Genomic DNA, 16,687 nt, shown 5'->3' with positions numbered 1-16,687 from the left:
AACCGACGCGACGCGTGGAGTGAGTTTGCCGATGAAGGTCATCAAGAACGGCGGGCACAGGCTCTTCGAGAACGATCAGGAAACCGCGAAAGTCGTCTCCGAGATGCTCCTCGACCTCGAACGCGGCGGCATGGACTCGGTCCGCAAATACAGTCAGCGGTTCGATGACTGGAACCCAGATCAGTTCGAGCTCGACGATCGCGAAGTGAACTCGATTCTCGCAAAGTTACCGGAACGCCTGATCGAAGACACCGACTATTGCCAAGGGAACGTCCGCAAGTTCGCCCAGGCACAGCTCGCCACGATGCTCCCGCTCGAGGTCGAGATCCGGCCGGGCGTGATCCTGGGGCATCGGCACATCCCGATCAACTCGGTCGGCAGCTACATCCCGGGCGGGCGCTACCCGATGTTCGGCTCGGCCCAGATGAGCATCATTCCGGCGAAGGTCGCCGGGGTCAAAACGGTGGTCGCGTGCACGCCCCCGGTCAAAGGGGAGGGGTACTATCCCGCCACGATCAACGCCATGAAAAAGGCAGGGGCGGATCGAATTTTCATCCTGGGTGGCGTTCCCGCCCTGGCAATGATGGCGTTCGGCCTCGGCGGAGTCGAGCCGGTCGACATGCTCGTCGGCGCGGGGAACCGGTTCGTCGCCGAGGCGAAGCGGCAGTTGTTCGGCCGTTGCGGGATCGACCTGCTCGCCGGCCCGACCGAGATCGCGATCATCGCCGATGACTCGGCCGACCCGGCCCTGGTCGCTTGCGACCTCCTGGGCCAGGCCGAGCACGACCCGAACAGCGGGATCTACTTGATCTGCATGAGCGAGGATTTTGCCCAGCAGACCATCGCCGAGGTCGAGAAGCAGCTCGCCGTGCTGCCGACCCGCGAGATCGCCGCTCTCTCCTGGCGCGACAACGGGATCGTCACCGTGGCGGATAGCCCGGCCGAAGCCGTCGCCCTCAGCGACGACTATGCCCCCGAGCACCTCGAGCTTCACCTGGAAGATCCCGAGTACGCCCTCGCGAACCTCTCCAACTACGGCTCGTTGTTCATCGGCGAAGAAACGACTGTCGCCTACGGTGACAAGTCGATCGGCACCAACCACATTCTGCCCACGAGCCGGGCCGCGCGCTATACCGGCGGGGTCTGGGTGGGAAAGTTCCTCAAAACGTGCACCTATCAGCGGATGACCCCCGAGGCGAGCCGTGAAGTGGGGGCGGTCACCGAACGCCAGTGCGAGATCGAGCGGATGCTGGCCCACGCGATCACAGCGCGGGTCCGCGTGGATCGTTACTCGGTCTGACAAGGCACGTGAGAGTGACTACGGGGCTCTGGCCCCTGCCCTCTCGAGTAACCAGCAAAGCCGGTGGGACGCTCCTTTGCCTGTCGGATGCAAAGCCAGGGAGCTGACGCGTTCCCTGCACGGCTTCGGAACCAAGGAGTGTCACGGCGAAACTGGCCGGCCGGACACTCATGCGGTATAATAGAGCTGTGATGGTTTGCGCGGCGAGGATCTTCAACGAAGTGGGCCGGACCCTCCACGAGAAGGCGGGATACGACCCTCGCGCCGGATCTCGAAGATTGAGTCCGAACCACGCGATCTGACAAGCCAAAGGAGAGAGACTGGCGATTGTTGGAGGGCGTTCCAACTCGTGCGAAGAGAGGGGAAGGAACCCCGCAAACTCAGTTTCTCCAGCCACTTGCGCTTCGACATCTCTCCCAAGAGCCTCCCCTTCGCAACTGGCCCCGACAGCCTCGATCGATCGCGACAGCCGATCCGATTCCCCGTTCTCGTCGAATAAATTCGCTCCAAAATACGAATGATACTGGTGAACCGCGGCGGGGCGCCTCCCTGCACGGCCGAAGATAAAAGAGGACTTCCACGATGTCTCTCACCCGCAAACGTCACCGACCAACGATGCCCTTCCTGGCATTCGTTGTGATTTCGTTCGTGGCGACATTAGCCCCCCTCCAATCCGCACAGGCGGGCAAACTTTCCTGGCTCGACGAGATCGTCCAGGAGGTCGTGCTCGAAGCGAAGGCCGGGGGGCGAGTCGCCGCGGGGGCCGAAGCGACCGCGACCCGGAGCGCCGGCCGACTGTTCGCCCATGAGGCCGACGAGGGGCTCGAGATCGTAGCCCGGCGGTACGACGATCTTGCCCGGGTCGGCCGGCGGGTGGACCAACCCTCCGAGGCCCTGCTCCGTACCAAGTTCGCCCGGCTCCTGCCCCACGACCCCGAGGCCGCGCGCACCTTCTCCGCACTCGCCCCGGCCGAGAAGCGGCTGGTCGTCGAGATGGGAGAGACCGCCCAGCGGCTCGCCCGCCGCTACCCCGACCAGGCTGAAACGATGATCCGCCGCCTCGGCACCGAGGGCCTCTCCGCCGTTCGCGTCTACGGAGACGACGTCGCCGAAGTTCTCGCCAAGGAAGGACCGGAGAGCCTGGGGGTCCTGCGGAAGACCGGACGGGGAGGCTGGACGTTCTTCACCGACACGGTTCTGCCGCACAAGAAAAAGCTGCTCGCCGCGGGCGTCCTCGGTGCATTCCTGGCCGATCCGGATCAATTCGTCGACTACGCCGGCCGCGCCACGGAGTTCGCCGTCCAGGAGTTCGCCAAAGCGGGCGTCCAGCTCGCCAGCGCCCTGGGAGGGGGAGCGGCCCGCGGCCTCGAGTCGACGATCGGCCAGGCCCTTGCCACCTACGGCCTGAACGCCCCCCTGCTCCGCAAGCTCGGCATGGTGGCCGCCGGCCTGGTCGTCGTCCTGGCCGTGATGGTCATCCTCGGCCTGCCCACCCGCTGGCTATTCCGGCCATTGACCTGGCCGATCCGCTTGGTCCGGAATCGGAAACGATCCGCGCGAGCGGTGTGAACGCCAGGCCGCAGGAGTTTCCCGGCTGGAATCGCGAAGGGTCAAGATCTCGCGGCGGATGGAATCGATCGTAAAGTCCGACATAAGAAGTAGCACGTCGTCTGATTGTGTGAATCCTGGCTGGCGGAGCGAGCAGCGAACGGATTGAGGGCAAGGAAGGGAACCATGGCGAACCGTCGCAAGACTCATCTTGATGCCCTGGAGCGTCGGCTGACCGGTCCGAAGCGGATCGGTTTGTTCGGCCACCGGAACGTGGGCAAGACGACGCTCTTGGCGATGTTCTATCGCCAGGCCTCGACCGGGCAGGTGCCGGGCTTGCGGATGGCGGCGGCCAACCCGGCGAGCGCGGAGTATCTGGCCGAGAAGATCGGGCAGATCGAGTCGGGGGAACCACCGGCGGGGACCCTGGCCGAGACCGAGCTGAGGTTGCACCTCTATCAGGGGGCGGCCCGGTTCGACCTGATCGTCAAGGACTACCAAGGGGAACACGTCACGCTCGGCTCCGACGAGCCGATCCAGGCGTTCTTTGCCGACTGTGACGCCGTGCTGCTCTGCCTCGACCCTGACGGACCGGCCAGTCCTGCCGAACGTCAGCGCAGGCAGCAGGAGATCGAGAACTTGCTGGAGCGGTACATCGACCGTTCCGAGGACGGGACCACCGGCCGCCCCGTCGCGCTGTTGCTCACCAAGTTCGACCGGGTCCTGGCGAGCGTCCAGGGGGGGCAGACCGGTCAGCAAGGCCCCGGTTCGAGCGACGACCCCGCGACCTGGGGAGTCGAGCGGCTCGTCGAGGCGCGATACGGGATGACCCGGCACGCCCTGGCGCAGCACGCGCCTGGGGGAGCGATCTTCGCGGTCAGCTCTTACGGCCGAGGCGCCGAAGGGGGACGCCCCCCCGCGGAGCTCCACCCGCTCGGACTGGAACGCCCCCTCGGCTGGCTCGCCGAGCAGCTCGAAGCCGTCGACCGCGATCAGCTCGAATGGCTCTGGGACCTCGTCCCCGACGACTTCCCTCGCCTCGCCCGGTGCGTGGACGCCTTCGGTCGGCGCTATCCGAAGTCCAGCAGCGCGGTCGAGTTCCGAGCTCGGCTCAAAACGCTCCGCCGCCGTCGATTCCGCCGGCTCGTCTTCCGGTCGACGGCCGCCGCGGCGTTTGGTGCCGTGGCCCTGGCCGGCTACGATGCGTTCGGCTTCCGCAACGCCCTGGCCTTCGAGCGCAGTCAACCCGCGCCGGCGGTGGCCCGCCGCTGGACCGAGCTCCTCGCCTGGCACCCCACGCTCCCCTGGATCTGGCCCGGCCTCGACCGCCGGGCCCGCCTCAAGGAAGCCGAGTGGACGGTCAAGGCGGCCGAGGTCCAGGTCGCGCTCGGCACCGACGGCCCCGAGCTCCGAAGTAAATTGGCCAGTGTGAAGGAACGGGCCCCTCAGCTCGTATCGGCCATCCGCAAGGTGGAGCACGCCCAGGACCAGGTGCGGCACGACCGGCTCTGGGATGAAATCAGGGCCGAAGCGCTCGCGCCTGGGGACGAATTGGAGAAGCCGCTGACCGCTCTCCGTACGTTCCTTCGCGACTTCGCCGACACCCCCCACCGCGAGGAAGCCCAGGTCCTGGCCGACTCGCTGAAGGCCCGCATCACCGCGCGGGAGTCGGCGGCCGACCGCCATTTCCTCGACGACCTGACCCGTTCCGAAGTTCTTCCCAACGCCGACTTCCGCGACCTGATCGACCGCGCCCGACAGTTCCTGGCCGATCACCCCCGGAGCGAGTGGCGGGGCGACGTCGAGCACCGGCTGGATGGCTACGTCGCCCGGCTCGACAGCCGCGACATCGACCGCGCCCGGCAATACTCCCAGCAATATCCGACGAACTTCGCGACCCGGATCGAGCGCTACCAGGATTACCTCAAAGCGCACCAGACCGGCGGCCGGTACATCAGCGAGGCGACCGAAGCACGCGACCGGGTCCTCCGCGAGTGGGACACCTACACCTACCGCCAAGCGTACGACCACCTGCTCGCCCACCCGGACGACGTGGCCGAGGTCGCCCGTCGGCTCCGCACCTACCTGCGCGACCATCGCGAGGGCCGCTACGCGACCGACGCCCGCCAGTACCTCGCCTGGTGGGACAAGGTCTCGGTCCCCGGCGAGTATCGCGTCACCCTGCGCCGGGGCGTGGTCGAGCCCGACGTCGGCAAATATCTCAGTGGCGGACCCGACCTCGGGGTCGTCATCGAGGTCGCCGGAATCACTTACGGTCCCTCCCCGGTCGTCCGCAACTCCCACCAGCCGATCTGGGACTACACCTTCTCACGCCCGATCCGCTGGAAGCTGGGCGACCCGGTCACCGTCCGGATCATCGACCATGACTGGTCCGACTCCACCGTCTTCACGCTCAACAGTCGCAAAGGGGACCCCCTCGCGATGCGCAACCTCACGGGCACTCTCAAGCCGGCCAAGGGGGGCAAAACCAGCCTCGTCTTCACCTCGAGCTTCCAGATGCCCCGCTTGAGCAAGCCTGATTGAAACGCGATTTCCGGGCCTCTCGTAAAGGGGCTTGGCGGGCATTGGTGCCTGTTCACCTTCGGGGGCAAAACCTGGTGGGCCGTGCCCACCCTACAAGTGGGCAGATTCCCATATCACCATTCCCTGATTGCGTTGGGAGCGAGACGACGATCGCGAACCTGTTGACCAGACCCGTTGAAATCCGTTACGAGCAGGCGGTCTACGGCAGCTTCCCGTTCTGGGACCGGGGATATGCCATCCTGGCGCATTCGCCAGGATGCCAGCCAGAGTGGCTGGTGAGCCTCCGCGCAGCCTGCCAGCACTTTGGCGAGCGGCCCCCCGGAGCGAGCGAAGCCAACGCCTTGTTCGCGCTCAAGCTCGATGCAGGCCCCTGGCTGATCGTGGGCGTCAACCCCCAGGGGGAGGACGACCGCGGCCGACCGGGCGCTCTGGCGTTCCATGCGCTTTTCCTCGCCCCAGACGACTATCGTCGGGCGGGCGGAAATCCGTTCGACTTCGCCTCCTTCCTGCGGAATGACTGGACCGCCGAGACCCAGACACTGCCAACCGGCATCGGGCTGGTTGAACCGGCCGAGCCCTCGCCACCGCCGGCTGGGAGTCAGGCCGAGTCAATCGCCGCGATCCTGGGGCGGGGAGGGCGCGTGGCGCTCCAGACTCCCGCCCCGATCGACGCGCTGGCCCGGCAGGTCTGGAGCCTGCTGCCGCTCTCCGTCCGCGGCCGTGCCTCGGTGGCCACCTGGGCCTTCGGCAATGGCAATCAGTTCGACCTCGTCGCCCTGCCCCGTCTGACCGGAGTCGAGTTCGACGCCTCCTACGTCGACCTCACGCGGTTCGACGCCACCCCGGGAAAAGTACCGGCCAACCATCACCAGACCGGGCGTGGGATCACTCTGCTCAAACGTGCGATGCCGATCCTCGGGCTGGCCGCCCTCCTGCTAGGCGCGGCTCTCGGGATCGTCCTCCGCCCGGAACACCACGAGGCCGCCCCGATGACCGACGGGCCGGCCACCGCCTCGCTCGCCGGCACGGCGCCCGACGCTTCGAGTTATCAAGCCGAAGCCACCTCCCCGGACGAGATGAACCGAGTGGCCGAGGGGCTGGTCATCCTGGCCGAGCAATTCGGAATCAAGGTTGCGGGAGACCCAGCGAGCCAGGATCCGGCCGCCCTGATGACGACGCTGGCCGATCGCCTCCGCTATCGAGGCCCTTGGCTCTCGTCGGCCGAGCTGGCCGAGCTCCAGGATGAGTCCGCTCCCGGCTCAAGCCGCGATCGGGGCTTAGCCTTGGAGTGGCATATGCAGACGCGTCGTTTCGCACCTGATCGCGCATTGCCGGCCGGCTTCCAGAACGGACCACTACGCTGGCAGCTCGATACCCTCGCCTGGTCGTTCCACCTCGACGACGAATCGACCGCCCTGCGCCGCTCCCCGGCCGAGATCCCTCACGCCCTGGCCCACGCCCTGGCCGTGGATTTCTCCCTCCGCGAAACACCCCTGGTTGCGAACCATCCCGCGCTGGCCGACTATCGCAAATTCCTCAGCCGAATCCCAAGACGCTGACCGATCTCTGAGTCTTCAGCCCCGCGCCGATCCAATCTGGCCGACTGACAATGAGGTGAAAACCGGCATGGCCGCAAGCGCCTTGGGGGACCCGAAAATGACTTTCCTGACGGGCTAGTGCGGGCTCACCAGGTTCCGATTACAATACCCGGTATGGCGACCATGACCCGACTTCCGCGAGCGATTCGACTTCTCTGGCTGATTCCCCTGCTCGCCTTTGCGGGTTGTAATGGTGGCGAGGAAGTCACGAAGCAGTCGATCGCCAAGGCGCGGAAGGTCTGGTCGCAAGCGGGAATCGATGACTACGACCTCGATTGGACGAGCGCGGGTACGAATAACGCCTACTACCGCGTCACGGTAAGAAACGGCCGGGTCCGGAGACTCGAGCAGGTGCTCCCTGATGGCCGAACCGTCGAGCTCCATCCCGGTAAGCCTGAGTATTTCGGGGTCGACGGCCTCTTTCTGACCATGGCCGAGGAACATGCCCAACTGGGGACCGACCGACCGTTCGGCCAGGCGAAAGGATCGAAGGCGGTACTCCTGTTTACTCCTGATCTCAAGTACGGATACCCCCGGAGCTACCGCCGAGATATTGTCGGCGCAACGCTTCCGGTCGCCATCGACGTTGTTCGCTTCGTCCCCAATCCACCACGCTCCAAGCCTTCTCTCCAATAAAACCACCCAGGGAATCAGGCCCGATCGATCGACCGATCAATCGACCGGCCTCGCTCCCTCGGAGAACTCTCTGTCCCGTGCAAAATACTCAGGATCAGGATCGCCAGTGGAGCCGCCACGCAGCGCGGTATGACGAATTGTTTCTCGACGCGCTCAACCCGTCCGTCGAGAACCCGATCTGGGCCGCTCTGGACGCGGTGCCCGATCCCCAGTCGCGGACGGTGGCGGATCTCGGTTGTGGGACCGGCCCACTCCTACCCCGGTTGGTCGACCAGTTCGGCCGGGTGGTCGCGCTCGACTTCGCCCCCGCCATGATCGCGCGCGCCCGCACTCGGGTCGAAGACCGTGCCGACACGGTGACCTTCGAGACGCGCGCCATGCACGACCTCGACGACTACGCCGGCCAGTTCGACGTGGTGGTCGCGATCAACTCGCTGGTCATGCCCGACGTCCGGGAGATCGACCGCACCCTGCGCGCCATCCGCGCCAGCCTCCGACCGGGAGGCCAATTCCTCGGCGTTCTCCCGTCGATGGACGCGATCCACTATCATACAATGCTCTTGATGGATCAGGCCCTCGACCGTGGTCTCGAGATCGAGGAGGCCGAACGGTCCGCCGCGTTCCACGCCGAGCACCAGTACTACGAGTTCGCCTTCGGTCGATTCCAGTTCCTTGGCCTGCGGCAAAAGTTCTGGCAACCGTTCGAGATCCGGCATCGGATGGCCAAGGCTGGATTCTCCTCGGTTGAGCTCGGCCAGGTCCTTTACCCATGGGACGAAAGCATGGCTGGCGGCACCGATTTTGCCGATCATCCGAGAAGCTGGGATTGGTCGTTCGTGGCCCGTCCCTAGTCGCCTGAACCCGGTACCTCAACCGAACCGAACCGCTTCACCGCAAAGGAGGCCGAATGGCCCCCCAAGCCCCGCGCGAGCAGGAACAATCGATCAAGGCGCGGAAGCGCGAGATCTTTGAAGAGGAACAGAGTTTCGGCCCTCGGAAACCGTTCGCCGACTACCTGGCGACGACCGAGCCCACTCCGCTATCGACCGGCCAGAAGGCCACGCTCTGGGCGGTGGGTGCGCTCGTGGTGCTCCTCCTCATGGCTGCCTTGTTGACGATGCCCGGCCCGAGGAGCGGACCTCGCACTTCCTCCGAGACCAAGGACGGGGCACCTGCTGCGACCGGCCGTTGAGCCGGTTCAGGCACCTCGCTTCGATCGCGGCTTGGCCGGAGTCGCCGTGACGGTCGCCGGTCCCGCGTCGTTGACGTCCGGCAGCGTGCGGCTCCAGTTCTCGACCGACATCCGGATGTGCCGTGACATCGCCCGGACCGAAGCCTTGCGGTCCTCGGCCAGGAGCGCCTCGACGATCGCCAGGTGTTCGTGGGCCTCGGCTTCGAACCGGCCCGAGCTAAAGCGCGACCCGTCCCGGGCGTAAGTCACGTCGCGGAAGGCGCGGAAGAGAATTTTCAGCCGGCCCAGCTCATGGGCCAAAAAGCTGTTGCGGCACGATGAGGCGATCAGGTCGTGCAGCCGGCTGTCGACGGCCCCCGCCTCATCGAGAAAGCCGGGGCCAGGCGCGATCGCCTTGGCCAGCAGTTCCTTGAGGGCGCCGGAAAGCGATCGCAAGTCGGCAGGCGCAATCCAGCCGCAGGCACTGCGCGTGGCCTCGCATTCCAGGACCCGGCGGACCTGACAGATCTCGCCCACTTCCTCCATCGTGACCCGGCGGATCACCGCCCCCCGATTGGGGAGCAGGTCGACGATGCCAATTCCCTCGAGCGCCACCAGGGCCTCGCGAATCGGCGTCGGACTCACCCCAAAGCGGTCGGCCAACTCCTGAGTGACCAGGTGCTGCCCTGCGCGAAGCCGCCCCTGGAACACCTCGACCAACAACGACTGCACGATCACCCGGCGACGAAGGCCGTGATCGCACTTCAAAGACTTGTTCCCATCGGATGTCGACATGAGCGGAATGACAACCAGGGCTCTGAGGTCGCGAAGCGACGCGATGGGATCATGAAGAGGACGAAAGTCGAAGTCAACCCTCAACTCGCCCGAACCTTCTGAATCTCGCCTCATCTCGAGAGTACGACAGGACTCATCTTAATCGGGCTCGGCCAAGAAGATCAACGGGACGATTCTGTAGAATCCACGATTATTATATAGACACAACGTTCAGCCCCTTCTATGATCAACGCGAGTTCCGCCTCCTATCACACATTGATTTCATTGCGAGCGACAGAACGAGCCGCGGGGTTGCGGAGGACAACGTCTTCGTCCTCACTGCCCTTCCGGCTGTGGAAACGGATCTCGATCCGTTCGATGGTTTTCCCGTCCCAGCCATTCCACGAGGTTGATGACAATGCTGCCAAGCGTTTATCGGCCGATGAGGCTCACGGTTCTGGCCCTCTGCCTCCTGGGTGTTTCCGGGTGTAACGAGGACAACGAGCAGAATCTCACAGCGACGTCGGGGCCGGGGTCGGCACCCCCTGGGGCCAAGGCCAATTCCGAGGAATTGCCCCCGCCTCCCAAGGCAAAATGAGCGCCTGACCCCGGCCTTTTTTTTGATCACCCCCAGGGCTTGTGCGATCCGCCCAGGGCCGTCCGCCCAAGGAGTCGCGAGTCTCCCGAATTGCGGGTCGGTCCCCGACCAATGGCGAAAGTCTGAGCCAGAAGGGAATCCACCCGGCACGCCCTCGCGTTCGTCTTTCCGTCATCCGTGTGGACTTGCGAGCCGAAAGGGATCGTCCCTCGAAAACAAAAGGCGCTTTCGAGGCGTCGCTGAACTCACGTCTTCATGCAGGTGGGCGAACGATTCGATTAATTTCCTTGGCCCGTTCTGGATCGATCATATGCCTATCATTCGGCGCGGTTTTACCCTGATTGAATTGCTGGTCGTGATTGCGATCATCGCCGTCTTGATCGCGCTGCTCTTGCCTGCCGTCCAGGCGGCACGTGAGGCGGCCCGCCGCTCTCAGTGCGTCAACAACCTGAAGCAGATGGCCCTGGCCGTCCAGAACTACAACGACGCGGGCGGAGCGCTCCCCCCTTCAGGGGCGTACGTCTCGGGGGCGCTCGGCACTCAGACCATCTCGTTCAAGGCCCGGATTCTTCCGTTCCTGGAGCAGCAGGCGATCTTCAACTGCATCAACTTCTCCTTCGGCGCCACAACCTCGGACACCGCGGGCGGCACGGCAGATCCAAGTTCCACCAACAGAACGCTCCTCCACATCACGGTCAGCACGTTTCTCTGCCCGTCGGACGGAAACACGCCCAACGCCGCCTACACCTCGGCCAACTACGTCGAAAACCTGGGCCCGCCCCTCGTCAACCATGGCAACATGCTGCTGGGCCCCACCTACTATCAGGGCGTCAGCCGGATGAAGCTTTGCAATCCCACCACCGTCGACAACGGGGCCACCTCGACCGTGACCCTCGCCTCGATTACCGACGGGACGAGCAATACGGCAATGGTCTCCGAGACGGTCAAGGGCCGTGGCAGTCTGACTCAGGATGGGCTGCACATGATCTATGGACTCACCGATCGGTGCGCGGGGTTCTCGCAACCTTCCCCCGACCTCGCGCTGAGCCAGATTTGTCAGAAGAGCGCGACGTTCGCCGACGACTCAAAAGGCATGCAGTGGATCCGGACTCCCATCGGTCGAGGCGGCGGCTACGTCCACGCATCGCCGCCCAACATGAAGTCCTGCACGCTGAACAAGACCATCAGCTCGGAACTCTACGATGGGTTCGTCTCCGTCAGCTCCTACCACCCGGGAGGGGCGAACGTCTCGTTCCTTGACGGCTCGGTCCGATTCGTCAAGAGCTCCGTGAATTTCGCGACCTGGTACGGCATTGGCACCCGGAACGGCGGCGAGATCATCTCGGCCGATGCGCTCTGAGTGGGCGAAGCTCGAGAAAATCAGGTCAAGGGACCTCGGCTCACCTCTTATGTCGGTGAGCGAGGCCCTTTGATTCCCTTGAGCTCGGCCTGCACCCGTTCAGAGGGGCAGGAGCGTCTACGAACGACGACGACGAAATCAAAATCAAAACCGGGCCAGCGCGGCCTTGTCGTCGTCAAAGACCTCGAGAAGCCGGTCGAGCTGGCTGGCCCGGAGCACCTCTCGAAGCGTCGGATTCAGTCCGCAGATCCTGACCCGTCCCTTGGTCTTGGCGAGCCTCTTGTGCAGCTTCATCACCTGGGCGAGCATCGAGCTGGAGACGAACCGAACTCCTTCGAAGGTGAGGAGCACCTTGGTGCATTCCCATTTCTCAACCAGCCCGAGGAGTTCCGAACCAACCGTCTCGATGACATCTTCGTCTTGAAGGTAGTGGGTCGTGATACTAATGATCGCGACGCCGTTGAGGAACGTGAGTTGGAGGTGATCGGTAATATCTTGAGACATGGAAGCGGCTCCGGTCGGGTCAAACTCGCAAGGAACGAGATACGGCCGATTCTCGACCGCGACTCTATCCGAGCCCGACTCACCGATCCATCTCATTTCCATACATCTCAAAAACCGAAATTCGCTGACTCTAAAGTCATCAGCATTCTTCGGGCCACGTCCCCTCACGAGGATTCGGCATCAGCTTGTTTTGATTTTCGCGGGTTTTCCGTCCGACTGGGCTTCGAGACGATCGGACTCGCGAGGCAGAACCCACATTTTCACCGTATCGTCGTTGCCGCCGGAGATCAGGGTCGTCCCATCGGGAGACATCGCCAAGGCTTTAACCCCTCCTTTGTGACCGCGAAGGGTGAACCTGGGCAGAATCTCGGCGTGAGTGACGCTCCAGAAGGCGATGGAGCCATCCAAACCCGACGAAGCCAGGCTGAGGCCGTCAGGCAGAAAGCGAACCGCCGTCACTCTTCCCTGGGGACACTTACAGGTTTGCGATCGGCCGGTCGCAAGCTCATGAAGGGTGATGCACCCAACCCCACCGACGGCCAGAAGTCGACCGTCATGTGTGAAGGCCAGGGACGAGAGCATGCCGGCGTTCGCCTGAAGCCGTTTGCGGATGCAGCCGGTGCCGAGATCCCAGAGGAACACCCCGTCCTCGATCCCCGCCGTGGCCAGGGTTTGGCCGTCGGGAGCGAAGGCCAGACTCGCGACCAGCCCGGTGTGCCCCCGAAGTACCAAGGGCTGCCGGCCTGAACGGAGATTCCAGATCCGAATCACCCCATCATCCCCCCCCGCCGCCAAGGAGGCCCCATCGGGAGAGAACTTGACATCCCTGACTGCCCCATCGGACTGAGCGAGCAAGGCCAAGGTCGCCCCGGTGGCGACATCCAGGATCATGACGCCATCGGACAGCCCCCCCACAGCCACGGAGGCCCCATCGGGAGCGAACGCGACGCTCGAGAACCCAGCCATGGTCCGCGCGACGACCCGGCGCGCGCGTCGCGAAGCCAGGTCCCAGATCATCACCGCCCCATCGCGACTGGCCGAGACCGCCGTCCGCCCGTCGGGCGCAACGGCCACCCCTTCGACCGGCGACGCATGGAAGCCCAACTCAGCGCGCTGGCCTTCCTGCTCGGCCTCAGCCTGCCCCGAGAGCGAAAGACCAACCGCCAGGATCACGACAATCGCCCCGATGACGCATAACTCCGGCGAGAGGAAACCCCTCGGCCGGAACCCACCCCCACCGAACAGACTCGCCCCGCGAATCCCTCGACCCCGTAGGGTCACCGCGGAAGCGTCGGTCCCCGGTCCCATGGCCGCCACCTCGATCACGCGAATAGTGTTAGGGAAGTGATCAGGCCGCCATCCATGCCGGCCGCGAATGGTGGGGTGGAAGCCTCTTTATTTTTTTGAGGCTCTCTTCCGCCAACGGGAACTCGCCAACCGTCCCCAGAACCCAGCGCGCAATCTGAGAAAGTTCGAGTCGATCCCCGAAATTCCCCCCGCCAGGCCCGCATCCCACCTCTTGAGCTCTCCGCCAACGTCACGAATGCGAACCGTTACGAACTCAAGAGGTGTTGTTAAACACTTGCGGGCCCGCGGCAGAGGGGGCCGAGGCGGCTTTCCACGTGGAGGGGGCGGGCCAAGGGCCGTGTGCGGGCGTTTCGGCATTCCTCGCACAGAGGCACAAACCGTAACCAAGGGAATTACGGCCGGGCCGGCCGTGCGACTGCAAACCAACCCGTTGCGAAAACCGCAGGAATCCTCGGTTCTTTCGCTCCTTCTCGGATCGTTGAAAAAAACGATGAGGGCAGGAGCGGGTGCGATCACCGGCTCCTGCCCCTTTTGGCGGTCTCAAACCTCGGCGAGATGGCCGCTCCGCGAGCGTCGCGGACTCATCAAAGTCGGATCGCTCCTGGTGAGCGGAACCTCAGAACGAGTCGGCCGAGATGATTTCGCCACCGTTACGTGATCCGAGCGCCCAGAACGCGTTGATGTTCGTGCTGTCCTTGAGGAACCGGACCGAGCCGTCCCCCAGCACGATGTTGGCTCCGCCGGGGTGACGACTGGCAAGTCCGTAGGCGCCCGGGGAATTCTGCGTGCCCGGCTGTGCTGTCATGCAGACAGGATATTTCGAATTCGGCGGCAAGACCGTGTTGCCAATGCTATAGGCCGGCAGGTTGAACGCCCAAGCCTGACCGAGTTGGGCACTACCGGCGTTCCGGGTCGCGGACCCCGGCGCCGCCTGGTCTCGGCAACTCTGAAGCCAGGTGAATAGGTTGTTGTTGGCATTCGCCAGGGGGAGGCTCATCGTCGCCGTGTTGCGGGTCACTCCGGCCGGGAACGAGGTCATCCAGATGATATCCGAGGGGATCGAAAGGACGTTCTGATTGCCGCTGCCGATGATCCACTCACCGAAGGCAATCGTGTTGCTCGTTCCATCGGTAACGTCACTGAAGCCGTACACCCCGCCATACTTGAACACGCCGTTGGGTGGCCCACCGGTCTGCCTTCCATCGTGCTCCAGCGTCGACCCGGTCGAGGTAAAGTAGTTCGTCCCAGGCGCGCGGAAGCTCTGGCCCTTGATTCGGTTCACGGTGTAGTTTGGCGGCGTGTCGGACGGGCAGAGGAACACACTCAGGCGTTTATCGGTCGCCGTCGCATTGGCCGCATTACCATAACTATCAACAGAATTGAAGCATCCGTAACTAAAATTCATCGAGTTAAAAATGGCTCCCTGTTCGATGAACTGGAGCAGCCGCGCCTGGGCACTGTAGCTGGCATTGTGAAGGATCACGGAGGTGGTCGCCGACCAGACCGGAAGACCGGCCGGCGGAAAGCTGCCATAAGTGCTTTCATAATTATGCAGGGCCAAGCCAATCTGCTTCAGGTTGTTCGAGCACTGCATCCGTCTCGCCGCCTCGCGGGCCGCCTGCACGGCCGGCAGCAACAGGCCGATCAAGACCGCGATAATGGCGATGACCACCAACAATTCGATGAGAGTGAACCCGCTCCGTCCCCGTGCGACCGAGACGCGACGGTGAACACCTGAGACGTGGTTTCGCGGCGAAATCAGGTCGGCGGGATGAGAAACCCACTCGGGCCGAATCTTCTGACGCAGCAATGGCATACGCGACTCCAAGATCTTCGCGCACCTCTGGTTGCACCAGTCGGCGCCACGAAAAAAGAAAAAAAGGAGATCAACGTGCCTCTCGTGGAACGAGTCAGCCGCTTTTTATCGTTCGGGATCAAGTGCCAGTGTTGAGTCGATCGACCGACCGTCACCAGGTCTGGTTCGTGACGTGGTCACTGTTCTTTCTTCAACACGTTCGCACTCACGACCCCAATCTCGCGATCAGGAAGAAAAGGGTGTCAGCAACTCCGCATCTTCCTTGCGAACTGCCGCCATTATTTCCAGATTGCGTTCCGGGTCAAGACCATTCATCATTTTCTCGATCGGTTTTGTCAAGTTACAGAAATATCGTGAAGGTATCCGCGAATTGAACGGCTGCGGCAAGGTGGTTTCAGGGACGCAACCGACCGCAATCCCTAGGGTCAGGGGCGGCGATTGGATATCATTGATTCCTTAGGCCTTGATCCAAAGCACGCTTCGATCCGGAAGCAGATACGATCCGCATGGCCGGCTCGCTTGAACCGGGAGAATCAAAGAACCGATTGATGCGAGGTCGGGACCGAGGAGGTGAACTCCAATGCGACCGCAAGACCTCGTGGGCCTGGACGTCCTCGTCGGCCTGACCTATCTCGACACCGAAGGACAAGTCTCACGGCAGGAGCAATTCCATGGCGTGATCGAGCGAACGGATGGCACCACCACCTGGGTCCGTCTCGACGACGACGGTGACGGTGAGCTGCGTTGGGTCCCCACCGACATGGCGGCATTTCGCCCCGCCCCCAGTGGCACTTACCGCCTGGAATCGACCGGGCAGGTCGTGACCGACCCGCTGCTCCTGACGTCCTGGATGCTCACGGTCTTGCAAGGCGAGGAGGGGGAGACTTACTACGAGGCCGAGCCAAACTTCGCCCCGCTGACGAATTCTCGAGTCCCCCGGGAGTGGGAACTCACCTACCGCCTCGACGAGGCTCGGATCCGCTGGACGATCGAGGTCTTCGGAGATCAGTACATCGGCCGAACCCTGCTGCTGGGCATCACGTACCTCACGCAGAGTGGCCAATTGCAACGCCAGGAGCAAGTCGTCGGAACAATCATGGTGGTTGACTTCAACGAGGGAATCGTCGTCAGTTGCGATCCCGATGGACGTCAACTGGTCCTTCCCGGCGACCCCTCCTGGCTAGAGAAGGCCCCACAAGCCGAGTACCGCCTCCGCTCGACCGGGCAGGTCGTCACCAATCCCGACTACATCGCCAAGTTAGCCAAGCGATCTCCCTGACCAGTCGTTCGGGCCCACGGAGCCCTGGAATCGATCGGTGAGGACGACCTACCCAAACCGTTGAACTGCGAACGGGATCAACCGACCAGTCGCGAGAGGCGAAAAAGTCTCCATCCCAGGGAATTGCCCGGCCAACCGGCCCAAGATCTTGGCACGAGCAACGAAGAACTTCGGAATTCGTTCGGATACCCCGTCCCACTGATGTCATTTTATCGCCAATGATCCTCATCCGACGGAACCAAATCGAACTG

At 63.6% G+C, this 16,687-nt stretch carries 13 protein-coding genes; 9 read left to right on the top strand and 4 right to left on the bottom strand.

What is annotated here, in order from left to right:
- Positions 1-31: 31 nt before the first annotated feature.
- From hisD to V5E97_RS07785, 7 genes are all read left to right on the top strand, one after another.
- Positions 32-1,300, top strand: coding sequence for a histidinol dehydrogenase (gene hisD, locus V5E97_RS07815; RefSeq protein ID WP_406698760.1), 1,269 nt, complete (start codon positions 32-34; stop codon positions 1,298-1,300).
- Positions 1,301-1,882: 582 nt separating this feature from the next.
- A complete protein-coding gene (locus V5E97_RS07810) occupies positions 1,883-2,869 on the top strand; it encodes a hypothetical protein (RefSeq protein ID WP_406698759.1) in 987 nt (328 codons plus the stop codon).
- A gap of 165 nt (positions 2,870-3,034) precedes the next feature.
- Positions 3,035-5,392: a TRAFAC clade GTPase domain-containing protein gene (locus V5E97_RS07805; RefSeq protein WP_406698758.1), complete on the top strand. Its 2,358-nt coding sequence runs from the start codon at positions 3,035-3,037 to the stop codon at positions 5,390-5,392.
- Between the two features lie 161 nt (positions 5,393-5,553).
- A complete protein-coding gene (locus V5E97_RS07800; RefSeq protein WP_406698757.1) occupies positions 5,554-6,951 on the top strand; it encodes a hypothetical protein in 1,398 nt (465 codons plus the stop codon).
- Positions 6,952-7,113: 162 nt separating this feature from the next.
- On the top strand, positions 7,114-7,626 hold the full coding sequence (locus V5E97_RS07795; protein ID WP_406698756.1) for a hypothetical protein: 513 nt from the start codon (positions 7,114-7,116) through the stop codon (positions 7,624-7,626).
- Between the two features lie 77 nt (positions 7,627-7,703).
- Entirely contained in the window at positions 7,704-8,477 is a 774-nt protein-coding gene (locus tag V5E97_RS07790) for a class I SAM-dependent methyltransferase (protein WP_406698755.1), read from the top strand.
- 56 nt (positions 8,478-8,533) lie between these two features.
- Positions 8,534-8,818, top strand: coding sequence for a hypothetical protein (locus V5E97_RS07785; protein ID WP_406698754.1), 285 nt, complete (start codon positions 8,534-8,536; stop codon positions 8,816-8,818).
- Between the two features lie 6 nt (positions 8,819-8,824).
- On the opposite strand, the gene V5E97_RS07780 is transcribed toward V5E97_RS07785, so the two are convergent.
- A complete protein-coding gene (locus V5E97_RS07780; protein WP_406698753.1) occupies positions 8,825-9,706 on the bottom strand; it encodes a GntR family transcriptional regulator in 882 nt (293 codons plus the stop codon).
- A 773-nt stretch (positions 9,707-10,479) separates the two neighbouring features.
- Between V5E97_RS07780 and V5E97_RS07775 the strand changes: the two genes are divergently transcribed.
- On the top strand, positions 10,480-11,529 hold the full coding sequence (locus V5E97_RS07775; protein WP_406698752.1) for a DUF1559 family PulG-like putative transporter: 1,050 nt from the start codon (positions 10,480-10,482) through the stop codon (positions 11,527-11,529).
- 144 nt (positions 11,530-11,673) lie between these two features.
- Here V5E97_RS07775 and V5E97_RS07770 read toward each other — a convergent pair whose 3' ends face one another.
- From V5E97_RS07770 to V5E97_RS07760, 3 genes are all read right to left on the bottom strand, one after another.
- A complete protein-coding gene (locus V5E97_RS07770; protein WP_406698751.1) occupies positions 11,674-12,033 on the bottom strand; it encodes an STAS domain-containing protein in 360 nt (119 codons plus the stop codon).
- Between the two features lie 180 nt (positions 12,034-12,213).
- Positions 12,214-13,341, bottom strand: coding sequence for a WD40 repeat domain-containing protein (locus V5E97_RS07765; RefSeq protein ID WP_406698750.1), 1,128 nt, complete (start codon positions 13,339-13,341; stop codon positions 12,214-12,216).
- 616 nt (positions 13,342-13,957) lie between these two features.
- Positions 13,958-15,157: a DUF1559 family PulG-like putative transporter gene (locus V5E97_RS07760; RefSeq protein ID WP_406698749.1), complete on the bottom strand. Its 1,200-nt coding sequence runs from the start codon at positions 15,155-15,157 to the stop codon at positions 13,958-13,960.
- A gap of 580 nt (positions 15,158-15,737) precedes the next feature.
- Between V5E97_RS07760 and V5E97_RS07755 the strand changes: the two genes are divergently transcribed.
- Positions 15,738-16,436 carry a hypothetical protein gene (locus tag V5E97_RS07755; RefSeq protein ID WP_406698748.1) on the top strand — a complete coding sequence of 233 codons (699 nt, stop codon included), beginning with the start codon at positions 15,738-15,740 and terminating at the stop codon, positions 16,434-16,436.
- Positions 16,437-16,687: the final 251 nt, after the last annotated feature.

The organism is Singulisphaera photorubra, from assembly GCF_045290345.1.
Lineage (GTDB): Bacteria > Planctomycetota > Planctomycetia > Isosphaerales > Isosphaeraceae > Singulisphaera.
This window is presented reverse-complemented; position numbering and strand designations above follow the sequence as displayed.